We start from the raw sequence: 16,448 nt of genomic DNA, 5'->3' as shown, positions 1-16,448 counted from the left end.
TATAATAGTGGAGATATAAAGGAATCATCTGGAGGAATAGAATCATGGTATCAACTAAAACACAGATTGCTGGTTTTGAATTTGATAATTGCTTGATGAATGCAGCAGGAGTTACTTGTATGACCATTGAGGAATTGGAAGGTGTTAAAAACTCAGCAGCAGGAACTTTTGTCACAAAAACAGCAACCTTGGAATTTCGTCAGGGAAATCCTGAACCACGTTATCAAGATGTTCCACTAGGTTCTATTAACTCGATGGGGCTGCCTAATAATGGTTTAGATTATTATTTGAAGTATCTATTAGAGTTACAAGAAAAAGAACCAAACCGTACTTTCTTTCTGTCTTTAGTTGGAATGTCTCCAGAGGAAACTCATACCATTTTGAAGAAGGTGCAAGAAAGTGATTTTCGTGGTCTAACTGAACTCAATCTCTCATGTCCCAATGTTCCAGGAAAACCTCAGATTGCCTATGATTTTGAAACAACAGACCGTATCTTGTCAGAAGTCTTTGAGTATTTTACAAAACCTCTAGGAATTAAGCTACCACCTTATTTTGATATTGTACATTTTGATCAAGCAGCAGCGATTTTTAACAAATACCCACTCAAGTTCGTCAACTGTGTTAACTCTATCGGAAATGGTCTTTATATTAAAGACGAGTCTGTCGTAATTCGTCCTAAGAATGGTTTTGGTGGAATTGGTGGAGAATACATTAAACCAACTGCACTTGCCAATGTCCATGCCTTTTATCAACGCTTAAATCCTCAAATTCAAATCATCGGAACTGGTGGAGTGCTCACAGGGCGTGATGCCTTTGAACATATCCTATGTGGTGCCAGCATGGTACAAGTAGGAACTACTCTTCATAAAGAAGGTGTAGGTGCTTTTGAACGTATTACAAAGGAACTCAAAGAAATTATGACGGAAAAAGGATACCAAAGCCTAGAGGATTTCCGTGGAAAATTGAATTATATGGATTAAACAGAAGCTAAATTAAAAAGAAAGGAGAATAAATGCTAGCCATAGAAGAAAGCCGAAAACTGTCCTTAGCAAACCTTCCGAGTTTGACCCTGTTTACAGGGGTCGATCAAGGACAGTACGACATCATGAAAACTCAGGTTCTAAAGCAAATCGGCTACGATCCTGCAGATTTGAATTTTGCTTATTTTGACATGAAAGAAGTAGACTACAAAAGCTTGGAACTAGAGCTGGTCAGTCTTCCTTTCTTTGCGGATGAAAAAATTGTTATTTTAGATCATTTTGTCGATATAACGACAGCTAAAAAACGCTATCTAACTGATGATGAGCTTAAGTCTTTTGAAGACTATCTGGAAAATCCTTTACCTTCTAGTAAACTAGTCATTTTTGCTGAAGGGAAGTTGGATAGTAAGAGACGTTTGGTCAAATTGCTCAAGAGGGATGCGACAGTTTTTGAAGCCATCGAGCCAAAAGAGCAAGAAATACGAGCTTATTTTCAAGAGTGGGCTCAGGAATTAGGACTGAATTTTGCTGGAAAATCTTTCGAACAGTTGCTTATTAAATCAGGTTTTCAATTTAGTGAAATTCAGAAAAATCTACTCTTCTTACAGGCCTACAAGGATAATGGTGACATTACAGAAGAAGACATTGTTGAAGCCATACCAAAGACTTTGCAGGATAATATCTTTGATTTGACCCAGTTAATATTGACTAAGAAGATTGATCAGGCACGTGATTTAGTCAAAGATTTGACCTTGCAGGGAGAAGATGAGATTAAACTGATTGCCATTATGCTGGGGCAGTTCAGACTCTATACACAAGTGAAAATTTTACAAGAGTCTGGTCAGACAGAGGCTAAGATGGTCAGCAGTTTAGGTCACTATCTTGGTCGCAATCCTAATCCTTACCAAATCAGATTTGCCCTTCGTGACACGCGAGGATTGTCCTTGAATTTCTTACAGGATTCCATTCGTTATCTTATCCAAGCAGATTACCAAATTAAGACAGGGGTTTACGAAAAAGGCTACCTGTTTGAGAATGCTTTGTTGCAAATTGCAAGCCAGTCAAATTGAGCAAAAAACTTGAAAAAATAGGTTGTTTGCGTTATCATTTTTATATAAAAAGAAAAAGAGGTATTACAGATGGCTATTATCTTACCAGATCTTCCATACGCTTACGATGCATTGGAACCATACATTGATGCTGAAACAATGCACTTGCACCATGACAAACACCACCAAACATACGTAAACAACGCAAACGCAGCTCTTGAAAAACACCCTGAAATTGGTGAAGACCTCGAAGCATTGCTTGCAGATGTTGAATCTATCCCAGCTGATATCCGTCAAGCGCTTATCAACAACGGTGGTGGACACTTGAACCACGCTCTTTTCTGGGAATTGATGACTCCTGAAAAGACAGCTCCTTCAGCAGAACTTGCAGCAGCCATCGATGAAACTTTCGGTTCATTTGAAGAATTCCAAGCAGCATTTACTGCGGCAGCAACTACTCGTTTCGGTTCTGGATGGGCATGGTTGGTTGTTAACAAAGAAGGTAAACTTGAAGTGACTTCAACAGCAAACCAAGACACACCAATCTCAGAAGGTAAAAAACCAATCTTGGGCTTGGACGTTTGGGAACATGCCTACTACGTGAAATACCGCAACGTTCGTCCTGACTACATCAAAGCTTTCTTCTCAGTGATTAACTGGAACAAAGTAGACGAGCTTTACGCAGCAGCTAAATAAACTTACTAACAACACCTTTTGGTTAGAAATTTATCTAACATGAAAGGTGTTTTTTGTTTGCTTTGATTAGAAGAATCAGTCTCATGATTTTCCTTTGTTGGATAGGCTTTATTTATGGTATAATGATAAGATAGAAAACGAAGGAGAAATCATGAATATTCAACAATTACGCTACGTTGTTGCTATTGCAAATAGTGGTACTTTTCGTGAAGCGGCTGAGAAAATGTACGTTAGCCAACCCAGTCTATCTATTTCTGTAAGAGATCTGGAGAAAGAGCTAGGATTCAAGATTTTCCGCAGAACTAGTTCGGGTACCTTTCTTACTCGTCGTGGAATGGAATTTTATGAAAAGGCCCAAGAGTTGGTCAAAGGATTTGATGTTTTCCAGAACCAGTATGCCAATCCTGAAGAGGAAAAGGATGAGTTTTCAATAGCCAGCCAGCACTATGATTTCTTGCCACCGACTATCACAACTTTTTCTCAAAGGTACCCAGACTATAAAAATTTCCGTATTTTTGAATCTACAACTGTTCAGATTTTGGATGAAGTAGCCCAAGGTCATAGTGAGATTGGGATTATTTACCTCAACAATCAAAACCAAAAGGGTATCATGCAACGGGTTGAAAAGTTAGGCCTTGAAGTGATTGAGTTGATTCCTTTCCAGACGCATATCTATCTGCGTGAAGGACATCCTTTAGCTAAGAAAAAAGAGTTGGTCATGGAAGATTTAGTTGATTTGCCAACAGTTCGATTCACGCAAGAAAAGGATGAATATCTCTATTACTCAGAAAACTTTGTGGATACAAGTGCCAGCTCTCAGATGTTTAACGTAACAGACCGCGCTACTTTAAATGGAATTCTTGAAAGAACAAATGCTTATGCGACTGGTTCTGGATTCTTAGATAGCGATAGTGTCAACGGAATTACGGTTATTCCATTAAATGATAATCTCAATAATCGCATGGTTTATGTGAAACGTGAGGAAGTAGACTTGAGCCCAGCGGGAACCTTATTTGTAGAAGTTATGCAAGAGTATTTTGATCAGAAGAGGAAAGCATGAAAAAAAGAGTATTAGTAGCAGGGATTATAGCAGCCTTGATTGTATTAGATCAATTGGTAAAGGCTTATGTCGTTCAGAATATTGCTCTTGGTGAAATCAAATCATGGATTCCTAATCTGGTGAGTTTAACCTATCTGCAAAATAGGGGGGCAGCTTTTTCTATGCTTCAAGATCAACAGTGGTTTTTTGCAGTTATAACACTAGTAGTTATGGTGGGAGCTATTTGGTATTTGCATAAGCATATAGAGGATTCCCTCTGGACAGTCATTGGATTGGTTCTGATTATTGCAGGTGGTCTGGGAAACTTCATTGATCGCATTAGCCAAGGATTTGTCGTGGATATGTTTCACTTAGACTTTATCAATTTTGCGATTTTCAATGTGGCTGATAGTTATCTGACAGTAGGAGTAGTTGTGTTATTAATTGCAATGCTAAAAGAGGAAATGAATGGAAATTAAAATTGAAACCGGCGGGATACGCCTAGATAAGGCTTTGTCAGATTTGACAGAATTGTCTCGTAGTCTCGCCAATGAACAAATCAAGTCTGGTCAAGTCCTGGTCAACGGCCAGGTTAAGAAAGCCAAGTATACGGTCCAAGAGGGGGATGTCATCACCTATCAAGTTCCCGAACCAGAGGTTTTAGAGTATGTAGCTGAAGATATTCCTTTAGAAATCATTTATCAAGATGAGGATGTAGCAGTAGTCAACAAACCTCAAGGCATGGTTGTTCATCCAAGTGCTGGTCATACCAGTGGTACCTTGGTGAATGCTCTCATGTATCATATCAAAGACTTATCAGGAATCAATGGTGTGATACGTCCAGGGATTGTCCATCGTATCGATAAGGACACATCTGGGCTTTTGATGATTGCCAAAAATGATGAAGCGCACATCGCACTTGCTCAAGAATTGAAGGACAAGAAATCTCTTCGTAAGTATTGGGCCATCGTTCATGGAAATCTTCCAAATGACCGAGGTGTTATTGAGGCGCCGATTGGTCGTAGCGAAAAAGACCGCAAGAAACAAGCTGTGACTGCTAAAGGAAAACCAGCAGTGACACGTTTCCAAGTCTTAGAACGCTTTGGTGACTATTCTTTATTAGAGTTGCAATTGGAAACAGGACGAACTCATCAAATCCGTGTGCACATGGCTTATATCGGCCATCCTGTAGCTGGGGATAAGGTTTATGGACTTCGTAAAACCCTAAAGGGACATGGACAATTTCTCCATGCCAAAACGCTAGGATTTACTCATCCAAGAACCGGTGAAACTATGGAATTTACTGCTGATATTCCAGAAATATTCAAGCAAACCTTGGAGAAACTTAGAAATAACTAAAAAAGAGGCTAGGACTTTTGTCCCAGCCTCTCAATTATCTTTGGATTGTCGATCAAGACGCAGTGGTTGAGTGGGCTCTACTACGCTGATTTCATCAGCTTTTACAGCCCTACTCAACTGTGCGGAGGTGGGACGACGAAATCGAATTCTAACGAATTACCGATTTCTGTCCCACTCTCTTTTTTATTTGCGTTTTTTCTTAGCTTTTTTCATTTTGTTGGCCATGCGTTTCATGGATTGTTTCATGGCAAATTCACCGATTTTACCCTTGAGACCTCCACCAAACATCTGGCTCATATCGGGCATTCCAGCTCCTCCGAGAGCAGACATATCCGGCATGCCACCTTGTCCCATCATACCTTCAAGGGCGGACATATCCATGCCACCAGGCATGTTTTTAGGAAGGTTGTTAGGGTTGATGCCCATTTGCTTCATCATCTTGTTCATGTCACCAGACATGACACCTTGCATGAGTTGTTTAGCTTGGTTAAAGTCTTTGATGAACTTGTTGACATCGATAAAGGTATTACCAGAACCAGCTGCAATACGACGACGACGGCTTGGAGTGAGCAAATCTGGATTTTCACGTTCTTCAGGAGTCATAGAAGACACGATAGCACGTTTGCGAGCTATTTGTTTTTCATCCACCTTCATGTTTTGGACAGCTGGATTGTTGGCCATACCAGGAATCATCTTGAGCAAATCTTCCATTGGTCCCATATTTTGTACCTGATCCAACTGATCAATGAAATCGTTGAAATCAAAGGTATTTTCACGCATTTTTTCAGCCATTTCAAGGGCTTTTTGCTCATCGTATTCTTGGGAAGCTTTCTCAATCAGAGTCAGCATATCTCCCATACCGAGAATACGGCTTGCCATACGGTCAGGGTGGAAGGTTTCAATGTCGGTAATCTTTTCACCAGTACCAGTGAATTTGATTGGTTTTCCAGTAATGTGACGAACAGAAAGGGCAGCACCACCACGAGTATCACCATCAATCTTGGTAAGGATGACACCGGTAACTTCTAATTGGGCGTTAAATTCACGCGCAACGTTTGCAGCTTCTTGACCAATCATGGCATCGATGACGAGAAGGATTTCATTTGGTTGAGCAAGAGCTTTAACATCACGGAGCTCGTTCATGAGAAGTTCGTCAATTTGCAAACGACCGGCCGTATCAATCAAAACATAGTCGTTATGGTTGGCTTTAGCTTGCTCCAAACCTTGGCGAACAATCTCCACTGCAGGAACTTCAGTTCCAAGAGCAAAGACAGGAACATCAATTTGTTGTCCTAGTGTTTTAAGCTGGTCAATAGCTGCAGGACGATAGATGTCGGCCGCAATCATCAGAGGACGAGCATCCTCTTCTTTTTTGAGTTTGTTAGCAAGTTTTCCAGCGAAGGTTGTTTTACCAGCCCCCTGCAAACCAACCATCATGATGATTGTAGGAATCTTAGGAGACTTGATAATCTCAGCTGTATCAGAACCAAGAACTTCCGTCAACTCTTCATTAACAATCTTGATGATTTGTTGAGCTGGATTGAGGGTATCAATGACTTCGTGCCCAATCGCACGTTCACGAACTTTTTTGATAAAATCCTTGACAACTGGAAGAGCAACGTCGGCTTCTAAAAGAGCCAGACGAATTTCCTTGGTTGCTTCTTGGATATCACTCTCTGTGATTTTTCCTTTTTTACGTAGATTTTTAAAGACGTTCTGTAAACGTTCTGTTAAATTTTCAAATGCCATATTTTTCTCCTATTTATTCAATTCAGTGGAAATCGTCCGAAATGTTGCAAACACTCTAGTTCTTCAGGTGTGACTTCTTTCATGATTTCATTTGGATATCCCCAACAGCTAAAACCTATTTGCATAGCTTTGGAGATATCATTGGGCGAGATAATCTGTAGTCGAGTAGGAAATGGTTCCTCTGCGGCTAATAGTTTGCAAGGTATTCCTTGATAATTAACTAGACTGCCCATGATTACTCCCGATTGTCAATACTTGTTAAAATCTCAACTTGCTCTTGTAGAAAAGCATCTTCTGGATAGCGCTCAATGATCTGATCAAAAATCTGACTGCGGACAATGTAATCAGAGTACATATGAAGCTTCATCTCATAATCTTCCAGAATCTTTTCTGTACGTTTGATATTATCATAAACAGCCTGACGACTGACACCGAACTCTTCTGCAATTTCAGCTAAACTATAGTCGTCTGCATAGTAAAGCTCGATATAGTTCATCTGCTTATCAGTCAAAAGGGCTGCATAAAATTCAAACAGAGCATTCATTCGATTGGTTTTTTCAATTTCCATAAGATTTATTATACCAAAAAATAGCCTGAACTGCTAGTAATGGATTGATTTTAAACACAAGTCAGAAAAAGTGATTTTAACTGTTATTTTCTGACTATGATTGTATTTTTTGGTATAATGGAGTGTATTATAATGTTTTAGAAAGAGGTTCTTATGAAAGAATTAGAAACCGTGTTAGAGCAACGTTTTGGGCTTGTTTTTTCAGATAAACAATTACTTGAAACAGCTTTTACTCACACTAGTTATGCCAATGAGCACCGCCTCTTAAAAATTTCACACAATGAACGCTTGGAATTTTTAGGAGACGCTGTTCTGCAATTATTGATTTCAGAATATCTGTACAAAAAATATCCTAAAAAACCAGAAGGTGACCTATCTAAACTCCGTGCCATGATTGTACGTGAAGAGAGTTTGGCTGGTTTTGCCCGTGACTGCCAGTTTGACCAGTTTATCAAGCTAGGAAAGGGAGAGGAAAAATCTGGAGGCCGTAATCGAGATACCATCTTGGGAGATGCTTTCGAAGCCTTTTTGGGTGCCCTGCTTTTAGATAAGGATCTACTTACGGTAAAAGAGTTTATCTATCAGGTCATGATACCGAAGGTTGAGGCTGGTGATTTTGAGATGATTAAAGACTACAAGACTCACCTCCAAGAATTACTCCAAGTCAATGGTGATGTCGATATTCGTTATCAGGTGATTTCAGAGATTGGACCTGCCCATGATAAGATGTTTGAGGTTGAAGTCCTCGTCGAGGGTCAAAGTTTAGGTAGGGGTCAAGGACGATCTAAAAAATTGGCCGAACAAGAAGCCGCTAAAAATGCAGTTGAGGAAGGACTGGATTCATGTATTTAAAAGAAATTGAGATTCAGGGGTTTAAGTCCTTCGCTGACAAAACCAAGGTTGTCTTTGACCAAGGAGTAACAGCAGTTGTAGGACCCAATGGTTCTGGAAAATCTAACATCACAGAAAGTTTACGCTGGGCTCTTGGGGAATCCAGTGTCAAAAGTCTTCGTGGCGGGAAGATGCCAGATGTTATCTTTGCAGGAACAGAAAGTAGAAAACCATTAAACTATGCTTCTGTAGTTGTTACTCTAGATAACCAGGATGGTTTCATCAAGGATTCAGGACAGGAAATCAAGGTGGAGCGTCACATCTATCGTACGGGAGATAGTGAATACAAGATTGATGGGAAAAAAGTCCGTCTTCGTGATATTCATGATCTTTTCTTAGATACCGGACTTGGTCGCGACTCCTTCTCTATTATTTCCCAAGGGAAGGTTGAAGAAATCTTCAACTCTAAACCTGAGGAACGTCGCGCAATCTTTGAAGAAGCTGCCGGAGTTTTAAAATATAAAACTCGTCGCAAAGAGACGGAAAGCAAACTTCAACAAACTCAAGACAATTTAGACCGCTTGGAAGATATCATCTATGAGTTAGACAATCAAATCAAGCCCTTAGAAAAGCAAGCAGCAACAGCTCGTAAATTTATAGACTTGGACAGTCAGCGTAAAGGCATCTACTTAGATGTTTTAGTTGCACAAATTCAAGCCAATAAGGCTGAATTGAATTTAACAGAAGAAGAATTAAACCAAGTTCAAGAACTGTTGACTAGTTATTATCAAAAACGCGAGTCACTAGAACTTGAAAATCAATCTCTCAAGAAGCAGAGACAAGATTTACAAGCAGAGATGGCTAAAGATCAAACTAGTTTGATGGATTTGACTGCTCTAATCAGTGATTTAGAACGGAAATTGGCCTTGTCTAAACTGGAGACAGAGCAGGTTGCTCTCAATCAACAAGAGGCTCAAGCTCGTTTAGCTAGTTTGGATGAAAAGAGAAATGTTCTTATTCAAGAGAAGGAAGAAAAAGAAGCAAATCTCAGTCAGTTAGAAGAAAATCTTGCAGTCAATACCAAGGAGATCAATCGTTTAGAAGCTGAGTTAGTAGCATTTTCTGATGATCCAGATCAGATGATTGAGCAATTGCGTGAGCGCTTTGTTGCTTTCTTGCAGGAAGAAGCGGATGTCTCTAACCAATTGACACGGATTGAAAATGATCTTGAAAATAGTCGCCAACAGACTCAAAAGCAAGAAGAACAATTGGAGTCCTTGAAGGAACAATTAGCTTCTGCCAAATCTAAGGCAAGTGAACAAGAAACTGCTCTTAAATCAGCAAAAGAAAAAGTACAGACCTTGCTTGCTGACTATCAGACGAATGCTAAACAGGAAGAAGAACAAAAGCAGGCTTATCAAAGTCAGCAAAATCAACTTTTTGACCGCCTAGATAGTTTGAAAAACAAGCAGGCCAAGGCGCAAAGTCTGGAAAACATTCTTAAAAACCATAGTAATTTCTATGCGGGTGTTAAAAGTGTTCTACAAGAAAAAAATCGCCTGGGCGGTATTGTCGGAGCGGTCAGTGAACATTTAACTTTTGATGTTCGTTATCAAACAGCCCTTGAAATTGCCCTCGGAGCAAGTAGCCAACATATCATCGTTGAAGACGAACAGGCTGCGACTAAGGCTATCGACTTCCTTAAACGAAACCGAGCTGGTCGTGCGACCTTCCTACCTTTGACAACCATCAAGGCTCGTAGCATTTCTGGTCAGAACCAAGATGTGATTGCCTCAAGTCCAGGTTTTCTTGGAATGGCAGATGAATTGGTTACTTTTGATGCTAAGCATGAAGCTATATTTAAAAACTTGCTTGCTACAACTGCAATCTTTGATACGGTAGAGCATGCGCGTGATGCAGCTCGTAAGGTACGCTATCAGGTTCGGATGGTAACCCTCGATGGTACAGAATTGCGAACAGGTGGTTCTTATGCTGGTGGTGCCAATCGTCAAAATAACAGTATTTTCATCAAGCCTGAATTGGAGCAATTGCAAAAAGAAATTGCTAAGGAAGAGAAGATTCTTGGTCAGGAAGAAGAAAATCTGAAATCACTTCAAGAAAACTTGACTGCTCTCGCTCAAACTTTGGAAATCATTAAGTCCCAAGGAGAGCAAGCTCGAATAGAGGAGCAAGGCTTATATCTGGCTTATCAACAAACTTGCCAACAAGTCGAAGAACTCGAAACACTTTTAGAACTTCAGGAAAAAGAATTAAACAATCTCAGAGGTGGAGATTGGCAAGCTGAAAAAGAAAAATGCCAAGAACGTCTTGCAGTTATTTCAACTGAAAAGCAAAAGCTGGAGTCTGAGATTGAAGAAATTAAGTCCAATAAAAATGCGATTCAAGAACGTTATCAAAGCTTGCAGGATAAACTTTCTCAAGAACGTCTGCTCAAAACAGAAATGATAGGGCGAAAACGTTACGAAGTTGCAGATATTGAACGGATTAACAAAGAGCTTGAATACCTTGATATGGAGCAAGATGAAATCGAACGCCTTCTCCAAGAAAAGGTAGACAATCTTGAAAAGGTTGATACGGAACTTTTGACCAAGCAGGAAACAGAAGCTAAGAGTCAGAAGGAAGAAATTCAACAAGGGCTTATTCGCAAGCAGTTTGAGCTGGATGATATTGAAGGTCAATTGGATGATATTGCTAGTCATTTAGAACAAGCTCGTCAGCAAAATGAAGAATGGATTCGTAAGCAAACACGTGCAGAAGCAACCAAAGAGAAGATTACGGACCGCCTTCGCTATCTTCAGGGTCAACTGACTGAAGAATACCAGATTAGTTATACAGAAGCTTTGGAGCAAGCTAATCAGTTGGAAGATTTAGCAATCGCTGAACAAAAGGTCAAGGATCTAGAAAAAGCCATTCGTTCACTTGGTCCAGTCAATTTGGATGCCATTGAACAGTTTGACGAAGTTCACGAACGCTTGGAATTCTTAAATAGTCAGCGTGATGACATTCTTTCTGCCAAAAATCTTCTTCTTGAAACCATTACAGAGATGAACGATGAAGTGAAGGAACGATTCAAATCAACCTTTGAAGCTATTCGTGAATCCTTCAAAGTGACCTTCAAGCAGATGTTTGGTGGTGGTCAAGCGGACCTAATCTTGACCGAGGGAGATTTATTGACAGCAGGTGTTGAAATCTCTGTTCAACCGCCAGGAAAGAAAATCCAATCCCTCAACCTCATGAGTGGTGGAGAGAAGGCCTTGTCAGCTCTTGCTTTGCTTTTCTCAATTATTCGTGTCAAGACCATTCCATTTGTTATTTTGGATGAAGTAGAGGCTGCACTCGATGAAGCTAACGTTAAACGCTTTGGGGATTATCTTAACCGATTTGACAAGGATAGCCAGTTTATCGTTGTTACCCACCGTAAGGGAACCATGGCAGCCGCAGACTCTATTTATGGGGTAACCATGCAAGAATCTGGTGTTTCTAAGATTGTATCTGTTAAACTAAAAGATTTAGAAAATATGGATGCTTAGTTTGTTTTTAATATAACATTTCAAGCTAGAGCATGTAGAATGACCTTCAAGAAGTCAGAAAGGTTACAAAAATAAATTGAGGAGCTTACATGGATTTTGACCTATTCCTAATGATTTGTAATTATATTGGGACTATTGCCTTTGCGGCGTCAGGTGCCATTAAAGGATTTGGTAAACGTTTAGATATTTTTGGAATTAGTTTATTGGCAATTGTAACAGCAGTAGGTGGGGGTATTTTAAGAGATTCTATTATCAGTCGTTTTCCATCCGCTCTCGCAGATCCTGGACCGATTTATGTCTCTATTCTAGTAGCTGTTATTATGTATGCCTTTGTGACATCAAAACAAGCCAATGCTAGTCAAGAAAAAAAATTCTATAAGTGGCTGAGAGAAGCTTATCTTATCTTTGATTCGATTGGCTTAATCATCTTTTCCTTGATTGGAGCTACCGCCTTAGCTGATAGTAAATTGAACTTGATGTCTGCAGGGATTTTAGCCTGTTTAACAGGAGCTGGCGGAGGTATCATCCGAGATCTCTTGATTAATGAAGTCCCAAGTGTTCTAAAAGAGGACATCTATGCCCTTCTATCTTTTGTAATTGGCATTATTTATTACTGGTTAGCCTTTGTCCTTCACTTTCCAAGAATCACTGCTTTTATCATTCTCTCAATTGTCGGTTTTGTGATTCGACTCTGTATTATTAAGTTTAAGCTCTCTTTGCCAAATATGGATAAAAAGACTTGGAATTGATTGATGGTAGGAAAGTTCAATCACTCGATTGATAAATATTTTATAAATTACAAGTTTAATCAAGCGTCTAATCTCATATGGATTAGGCGCTATTTTATTTTTTGCAAATACGGGAAATATTTGATGAAATTAATATTTTTTGGTATTATATCTAAAATTTTAAATAAGATAGGAGCTACAATGAGTAATTTAAAGAATTCAGTCGATTTTATTAAAGAAATAGAGAAGTTAAAGTCAGTAACAAGATTTAATAGAACCCTTGATGGAAGATTTGAAAATAGTGCCGAGCATTCTTGGCAAGGTGCTATAGCTGCTATAGTTCTTCAAGATTATTATCCTGAAAAGTTAAAAATGGAAAAAGTTATTTCTATGTTATTGATTCATGATTTAGGTGAGATTTATGCCGGAGATACTTGGGTTTTTGATGATAAAAAAAAGGTTCATTCTCATGATAGAGAGTTAGAATCTATAGAAAAAACAATGAGCCTCCTTCCAGAAGAGAAATATTTGAATATGAAAAATTTGTGGTTGGAATTTGAAAAAGGACAGAGTGCTGAAGCAAGATATGCAAGAGTAATCGATGCATTGGTACCACTGATAAATCACTTAGAAGTGTCAGAATTAAATTATAACCCTGATAATATCACTGCAGACATGGTATTAGAAAAGAAAAAGTTCATAAAAAGTGAATCAGAAGAATTATGGAAACTGACGGAAGATTTGATTCAGGAAAGTGTGGAAAGGGGCTTATATTTATAATAACAATTGGCCCTACGGATAGATTTATAGAATACAAGGACGTGTCAATTCAGCACGTCTTTTTTTACTTTTTCTATGGTATAATAGAAGATAGATTTATAACTGGAGAATAGATGGATTTATGATTAAACTAGTCGCAACTGATATGGACGGGACTTTTCTGGATGAAGCTGGCCAATTTGATATGGAACGTTTAAAAAAGCTTCTCCATTCTTATAAAGAAAAAGGGATTTACTTTGCTGTAGCTTCTGGCCGCGGTCTTTTGTCGCTTGAAAAGCATTTTTCGGATGTCAAAGATGAGATTATTTTCATTGCTGAAAATGGGAGTCTGGTTCGTTTTCATGGACAAGACCTCTATGAAGCGACCATGCCTAGAGATTTTTACCTATCAACTTTTGAAAAGCTAAAGACATCACCTTATTTTGATGAAAAGAAGATGCTCCTAACAGGTAAAAAAGCATGCTATGTTCTAGATACGGTTGATGAAACCTATCTCATGTTTAGTCATCATTACAATGAGAATATTCAAAAAGTAGCCAAACTTGAAGATATCACCGATGAAATTTTCAAATTCACAACTAACTTTACAGAAGAGACAGTAGAAGCTGGCGAAGCTTGGGTTAATGAACATGTGCCTGGTGTTAAGGCAATGACGACAGGTTTTGAATCCATTGATATTGTTCTTGATTATGTGGATAAGGGAGTTGCGATTGTCGAATTGGCTAAGAAGTTAAATCTAGATATGGACCAAGTGATGGCTTTTGGTGATAATCTTAATGATCTTCACATGATGCAAGTTGTAGGGCACCCAGTCGCACCTGAAAATGCCCGTCCAGAGATTTTGGAACTAGCTGAAACAGTTATCGGTCACCATAAGGACCAATCTGTTATCGCTTATATGGAGGGGTTATAATGGCAGATATTAAATTAATTGCCCTAGATTTAGATGGAACCTTGCTGACGACAGACAAGAAATTGACTGATCGTACCAAGGCAACTTTAAAGGCTGCGCGTGAACAAGGGGTCAAGGTAGTCCTAACAACTGGACGTCCTCTCAAGGCTATGGATTTCTTCCTTAAAGAGCTTGGAACAGACGGTCATGATGACGAATATACTATCACTTTCAACGGTGGATTGGTTCAGAAAAATACAGGTGAGATTCTTGATAAGACAGTCTTTTCAATTGATGATGTGAGCCGTATTTATGAAGAAACTGAAAAATTAGGAATCCCCTTAGATGCAATTTCAGAAGGAACAGTTTACCAGATTCAGTCTGACCAAGAAAGTTTATATGCTCAGTTTAACCCAGCTCTAACTTTTGTTCCAACTACTTTTGAAGATTTGTCTAGTCAGGTAACATACAATAAATGTGTGACTGCCTTTCCTCAGGAACCTTTGGATGCGGCTATTCAAAAGATTTCACCAGAATTATACGACCAATATGAAATTTTTAAATCACGTGAACTCTTGCTAGAATGGTCACCAAAGAATGTTCATAAGGCGACAGGATTATCTAAACTAATTGAACACCTGGGAATTGACCAAAGTCAGGTTATGGCCTGTGGAGATGAGGCTAATGACCTTTCGATGATTGAATGGGCAGGTCTTGGTGTAGCCATGCAAAATGCTGTGCCAGAAGTTAAGGCTGTGGCTAATGTGGTAACGCCTATGACCAACGATGAGGAAGCCGTCGCCTGGGCTATTGAAAAATATGTACTGAAGGAGAATTAAAGTATGGGATTATTTGACCGTTTATTTGGGAAAATAGAAGAACCAAAAATTGAAGATGTCGTCAAAGAAGCGTTAGAAAACATTGACTTATCAGATGATAACGAGCAAAACGAGGCATCGGAATCTGAAAATGCTGAAGTGACAGAACCAGAAGAAGTTATCTTACCTGCTGAACCTCAGGAAGAAACAAGTGAAGACTCACCTGCAGTAGAGGTTGTAGAAGAAGCTATCATTGAACCTCTTGATGAAGTTGAAGTTTCTCAAGAAGAAGCAATTCAAGTTGAAGAGGTAGAAAGTCCTCAAGTGGAATCATCTTACGTTGAAGATATGACTTCAAGCGATGAAGAAGAAGAGGATTTTAATCAACTTCAATCAGACGAAACAGAGCCGGAAATCACTGAGGAAGTGGAAGAAGATCTAGTAATCGAAGAAACTCCTCTGGTTGAAGAGACTGTACAGGAAAAGTATGATCGCAGTCTCAAGAAAACTCGTACGGGATTTGGGGCTCGTTTGAATGCCTTCTTTGCTAATTTCCGCTCAGTTGATGAAGAATTCTTTGAAGAACTAGAAGAACTCTTAATCATGAGTGACGTTGGTGTTCAGGTAGCTTCAAATCTAACGGAAGAATTGCGTTATGAGGCTAAACTTGAAAATGCCAAGAAACCAGAAGCTCTTCGTCGTGTTATCATCGAAAAATTGGTGGAGCTTTACGAAAAAGATGGGCAATACAATGAAAGTATTAACTTCCAAGATGGTTTGACTGTCATGCTCTTTGTAGGTGTTAATGGTGTCGGAAAGACAACATCAATCGGTAAATTGGCACATCGCTACAAACAAGCTGGTAAGAAAGTTATGCTGGTTGCTGCGGATACCTTCCGTGCTGGTGCGGTAGCTCAGCTAGCAGAATGGGGTCGTCGTGTCGGTGTGCCTGTTGTAACGGGTCCAGAAAAAGCTGATCCAGCCAGTGTGGTCTTTGATGGAATGGAACGTGCAGTAGCAGAAGGTATTGATATTCTCATGATTGATACAGCTGGACGTTTGCAAAACAAAGAAAACTTGATGGCAGAGTTGGAAAAAATTGGTCGTATCATCAAGCGTGTTGTGCCTGAAGCACCTCATGAAACCTTCCTAGCTCTAGATGCCTCAACTGGTCAAAATGCTCTTGTACAAGCTAAAGAATTTTCAAAAATCACTCCTTTGACAGGTATTGTCTTAACCAAGATTGATGGAACTGCCCGAGGTGGTGTCGTTCTTGCTATCCGTGAAGAGCTCAATATCCCTGTTAAATTGATTGGATTTGGTGAAAAAATCGATGATATCGGTGAGTTCAATTCTGAAAACTTTATGAAGGGCCTTCTAGAAGGTTTGCTATAAAAGAAAATCCTGC

At 39.3% G+C, this 16,448-nt stretch carries 16 protein-coding genes; 13 read left to right on the top strand and 3 right to left on the bottom strand.

The features are described from left to right. The first annotated feature begins 44 nt into the window (after nucleotides 1-44). From HW271_RS05335 to HW271_RS05310, 6 genes are all read left to right on the top strand, one after another. Nucleotides 45-980 carry a dihydroorotate oxidase gene (locus HW271_RS05335; protein WP_178895144.1) on the top strand — a complete coding sequence of 312 codons (936 nt, stop codon included), beginning with the start codon at nucleotides 45-47 and terminating at the stop codon, nucleotides 978-980. 32 nt (nucleotides 981-1,012) lie between these two features. Continuing rightward, on the top strand, nucleotides 1,013-2,050 hold the full coding sequence (gene holA / locus HW271_RS05330; protein WP_178895143.1) for a DNA polymerase III subunit delta: 1,038 nt from the start codon (nucleotides 1,013-1,015) through the stop codon (nucleotides 2,048-2,050). Nucleotides 2,051-2,119: 69 nt separating this feature from the next. After that, complete coding sequence (gene sodA / locus HW271_RS05325; protein ID WP_006150800.1) at nucleotides 2,120-2,725, top strand: superoxide dismutase SodA; 606 nt, start codon at nucleotides 2,120-2,122, stop codon at nucleotides 2,723-2,725. A 151-nt stretch (nucleotides 2,726-2,876) separates the two neighbouring features. After that, the gene (locus HW271_RS05320) at nucleotides 2,877-3,785 is read left to right on the top strand and encodes a LysR family transcriptional regulator (RefSeq protein ID WP_178895142.1); all 909 of its coding nucleotides are present in this window, start codon (nucleotides 2,877-2,879) and stop codon (nucleotides 3,783-3,785) included. Then, entirely contained in the window at nucleotides 3,782-4,243 is a 462-nt protein-coding gene (gene lspA / locus HW271_RS05315) for a signal peptidase II (protein WP_049494571.1), read from the top strand. Before HW271_RS05320 ends, lspA begins: the two co-directional genes overlap by 4 nt. Continuing rightward, on the top strand, nucleotides 4,233-5,123 hold the full coding sequence (locus tag HW271_RS05310) for an RluA family pseudouridine synthase (protein WP_178895141.1): 891 nt from the start codon (nucleotides 4,233-4,235) through the stop codon (nucleotides 5,121-5,123). Before lspA ends, HW271_RS05310 begins: the two co-directional genes overlap by 11 nt. 183 nt (nucleotides 5,124-5,306) lie before the next feature. Here HW271_RS05310 and ffh read toward each other — a convergent pair whose 3' ends face one another. From ffh to HW271_RS05300, 3 genes are read right to left on the bottom strand one after another with little or no spacing between them, the layout of a single operon-like run. Next, entirely contained in the window at nucleotides 5,307-6,872 is a 1,566-nt protein-coding gene (gene ffh / locus HW271_RS05305) for a signal recognition particle protein (protein WP_178895140.1), read from the bottom strand. 17 nt (nucleotides 6,873-6,889) lie between these two features. Further along, complete coding sequence (locus HW271_RS08800) at nucleotides 6,890-7,105, bottom strand: hypothetical protein (RefSeq protein WP_049494484.1); 216 nt, start codon at nucleotides 7,103-7,105, stop codon at nucleotides 6,890-6,892. A gap of 2 nt (nucleotides 7,106-7,107) precedes the next feature. Continuing rightward, the gene (locus HW271_RS05300) at nucleotides 7,108-7,440 is read right to left on the bottom strand and encodes a putative DNA-binding protein (protein ID WP_004252600.1); all 333 of its coding nucleotides are present in this window, start codon (nucleotides 7,438-7,440) and stop codon (nucleotides 7,108-7,110) included. A gap of 153 nt (nucleotides 7,441-7,593) precedes the next feature. On the opposite strand from HW271_RS05300, the gene rnc reads away from it, so the two are divergent. From rnc to ftsY, 7 genes are all read left to right on the top strand, one after another. Next, a complete protein-coding gene (gene rnc, locus HW271_RS05295; protein WP_006148257.1) occupies nucleotides 7,594-8,292 on the top strand; it encodes a ribonuclease III in 699 nt (232 codons plus the stop codon). Continuing rightward, nucleotides 8,283-11,822, top strand: a complete 3,540-nt coding sequence (gene smc / locus HW271_RS05290) for a chromosome segregation protein SMC (protein ID WP_178895139.1) — start codon at nucleotides 8,283-8,285, stop codon at nucleotides 11,820-11,822. The genes rnc and smc overlap by 10 nt, the downstream gene beginning before the upstream one ends. An 89-nt stretch (nucleotides 11,823-11,911) precedes the next feature. Then, a complete protein-coding gene (locus tag HW271_RS05285; RefSeq protein WP_070678091.1) occupies nucleotides 11,912-12,571 on the top strand; it encodes a trimeric intracellular cation channel family protein in 660 nt (219 codons plus the stop codon). Between the two features lie 180 nt (nucleotides 12,572-12,751). Beyond that, complete coding sequence (locus tag HW271_RS05280) at nucleotides 12,752-13,330, top strand: HD family hydrolase (protein ID WP_074324900.1); 579 nt, start codon at nucleotides 12,752-12,754, stop codon at nucleotides 13,328-13,330. Between the two features lie 121 nt (nucleotides 13,331-13,451). Beyond that, nucleotides 13,452-14,243, top strand: a complete 792-nt coding sequence (locus HW271_RS05275; protein WP_070678093.1) for a Cof-type HAD-IIB family hydrolase — start codon at nucleotides 13,452-13,454, stop codon at nucleotides 14,241-14,243. Then, nucleotides 14,243-15,061, top strand: coding sequence for a Cof-type HAD-IIB family hydrolase (locus HW271_RS05270; protein WP_178895138.1), 819 nt, complete (start codon nucleotides 14,243-14,245; stop codon nucleotides 15,059-15,061). Before HW271_RS05275 ends, HW271_RS05270 begins: the two co-directional genes overlap by 1 nt. Before the next feature lie 3 nt (nucleotides 15,062-15,064). Then, nucleotides 15,065-16,435 carry a signal recognition particle-docking protein FtsY gene (gene ftsY, locus HW271_RS05265; RefSeq protein WP_178895137.1) on the top strand — a complete coding sequence of 457 codons (1,371 nt, stop codon included), beginning with the start codon at nucleotides 15,065-15,067 and terminating at the stop codon, nucleotides 16,433-16,435. Nucleotides 16,436-16,448: the final 13 nt, after the last annotated feature.

The organism is Streptococcus sp. oral taxon 061, from assembly GCF_013394695.1.
Lineage (GTDB): Bacteria > Bacillota > Bacilli > Lactobacillales > Streptococcaceae > Streptococcus.
This window is presented reverse-complemented; position numbering and strand designations above follow the sequence as displayed.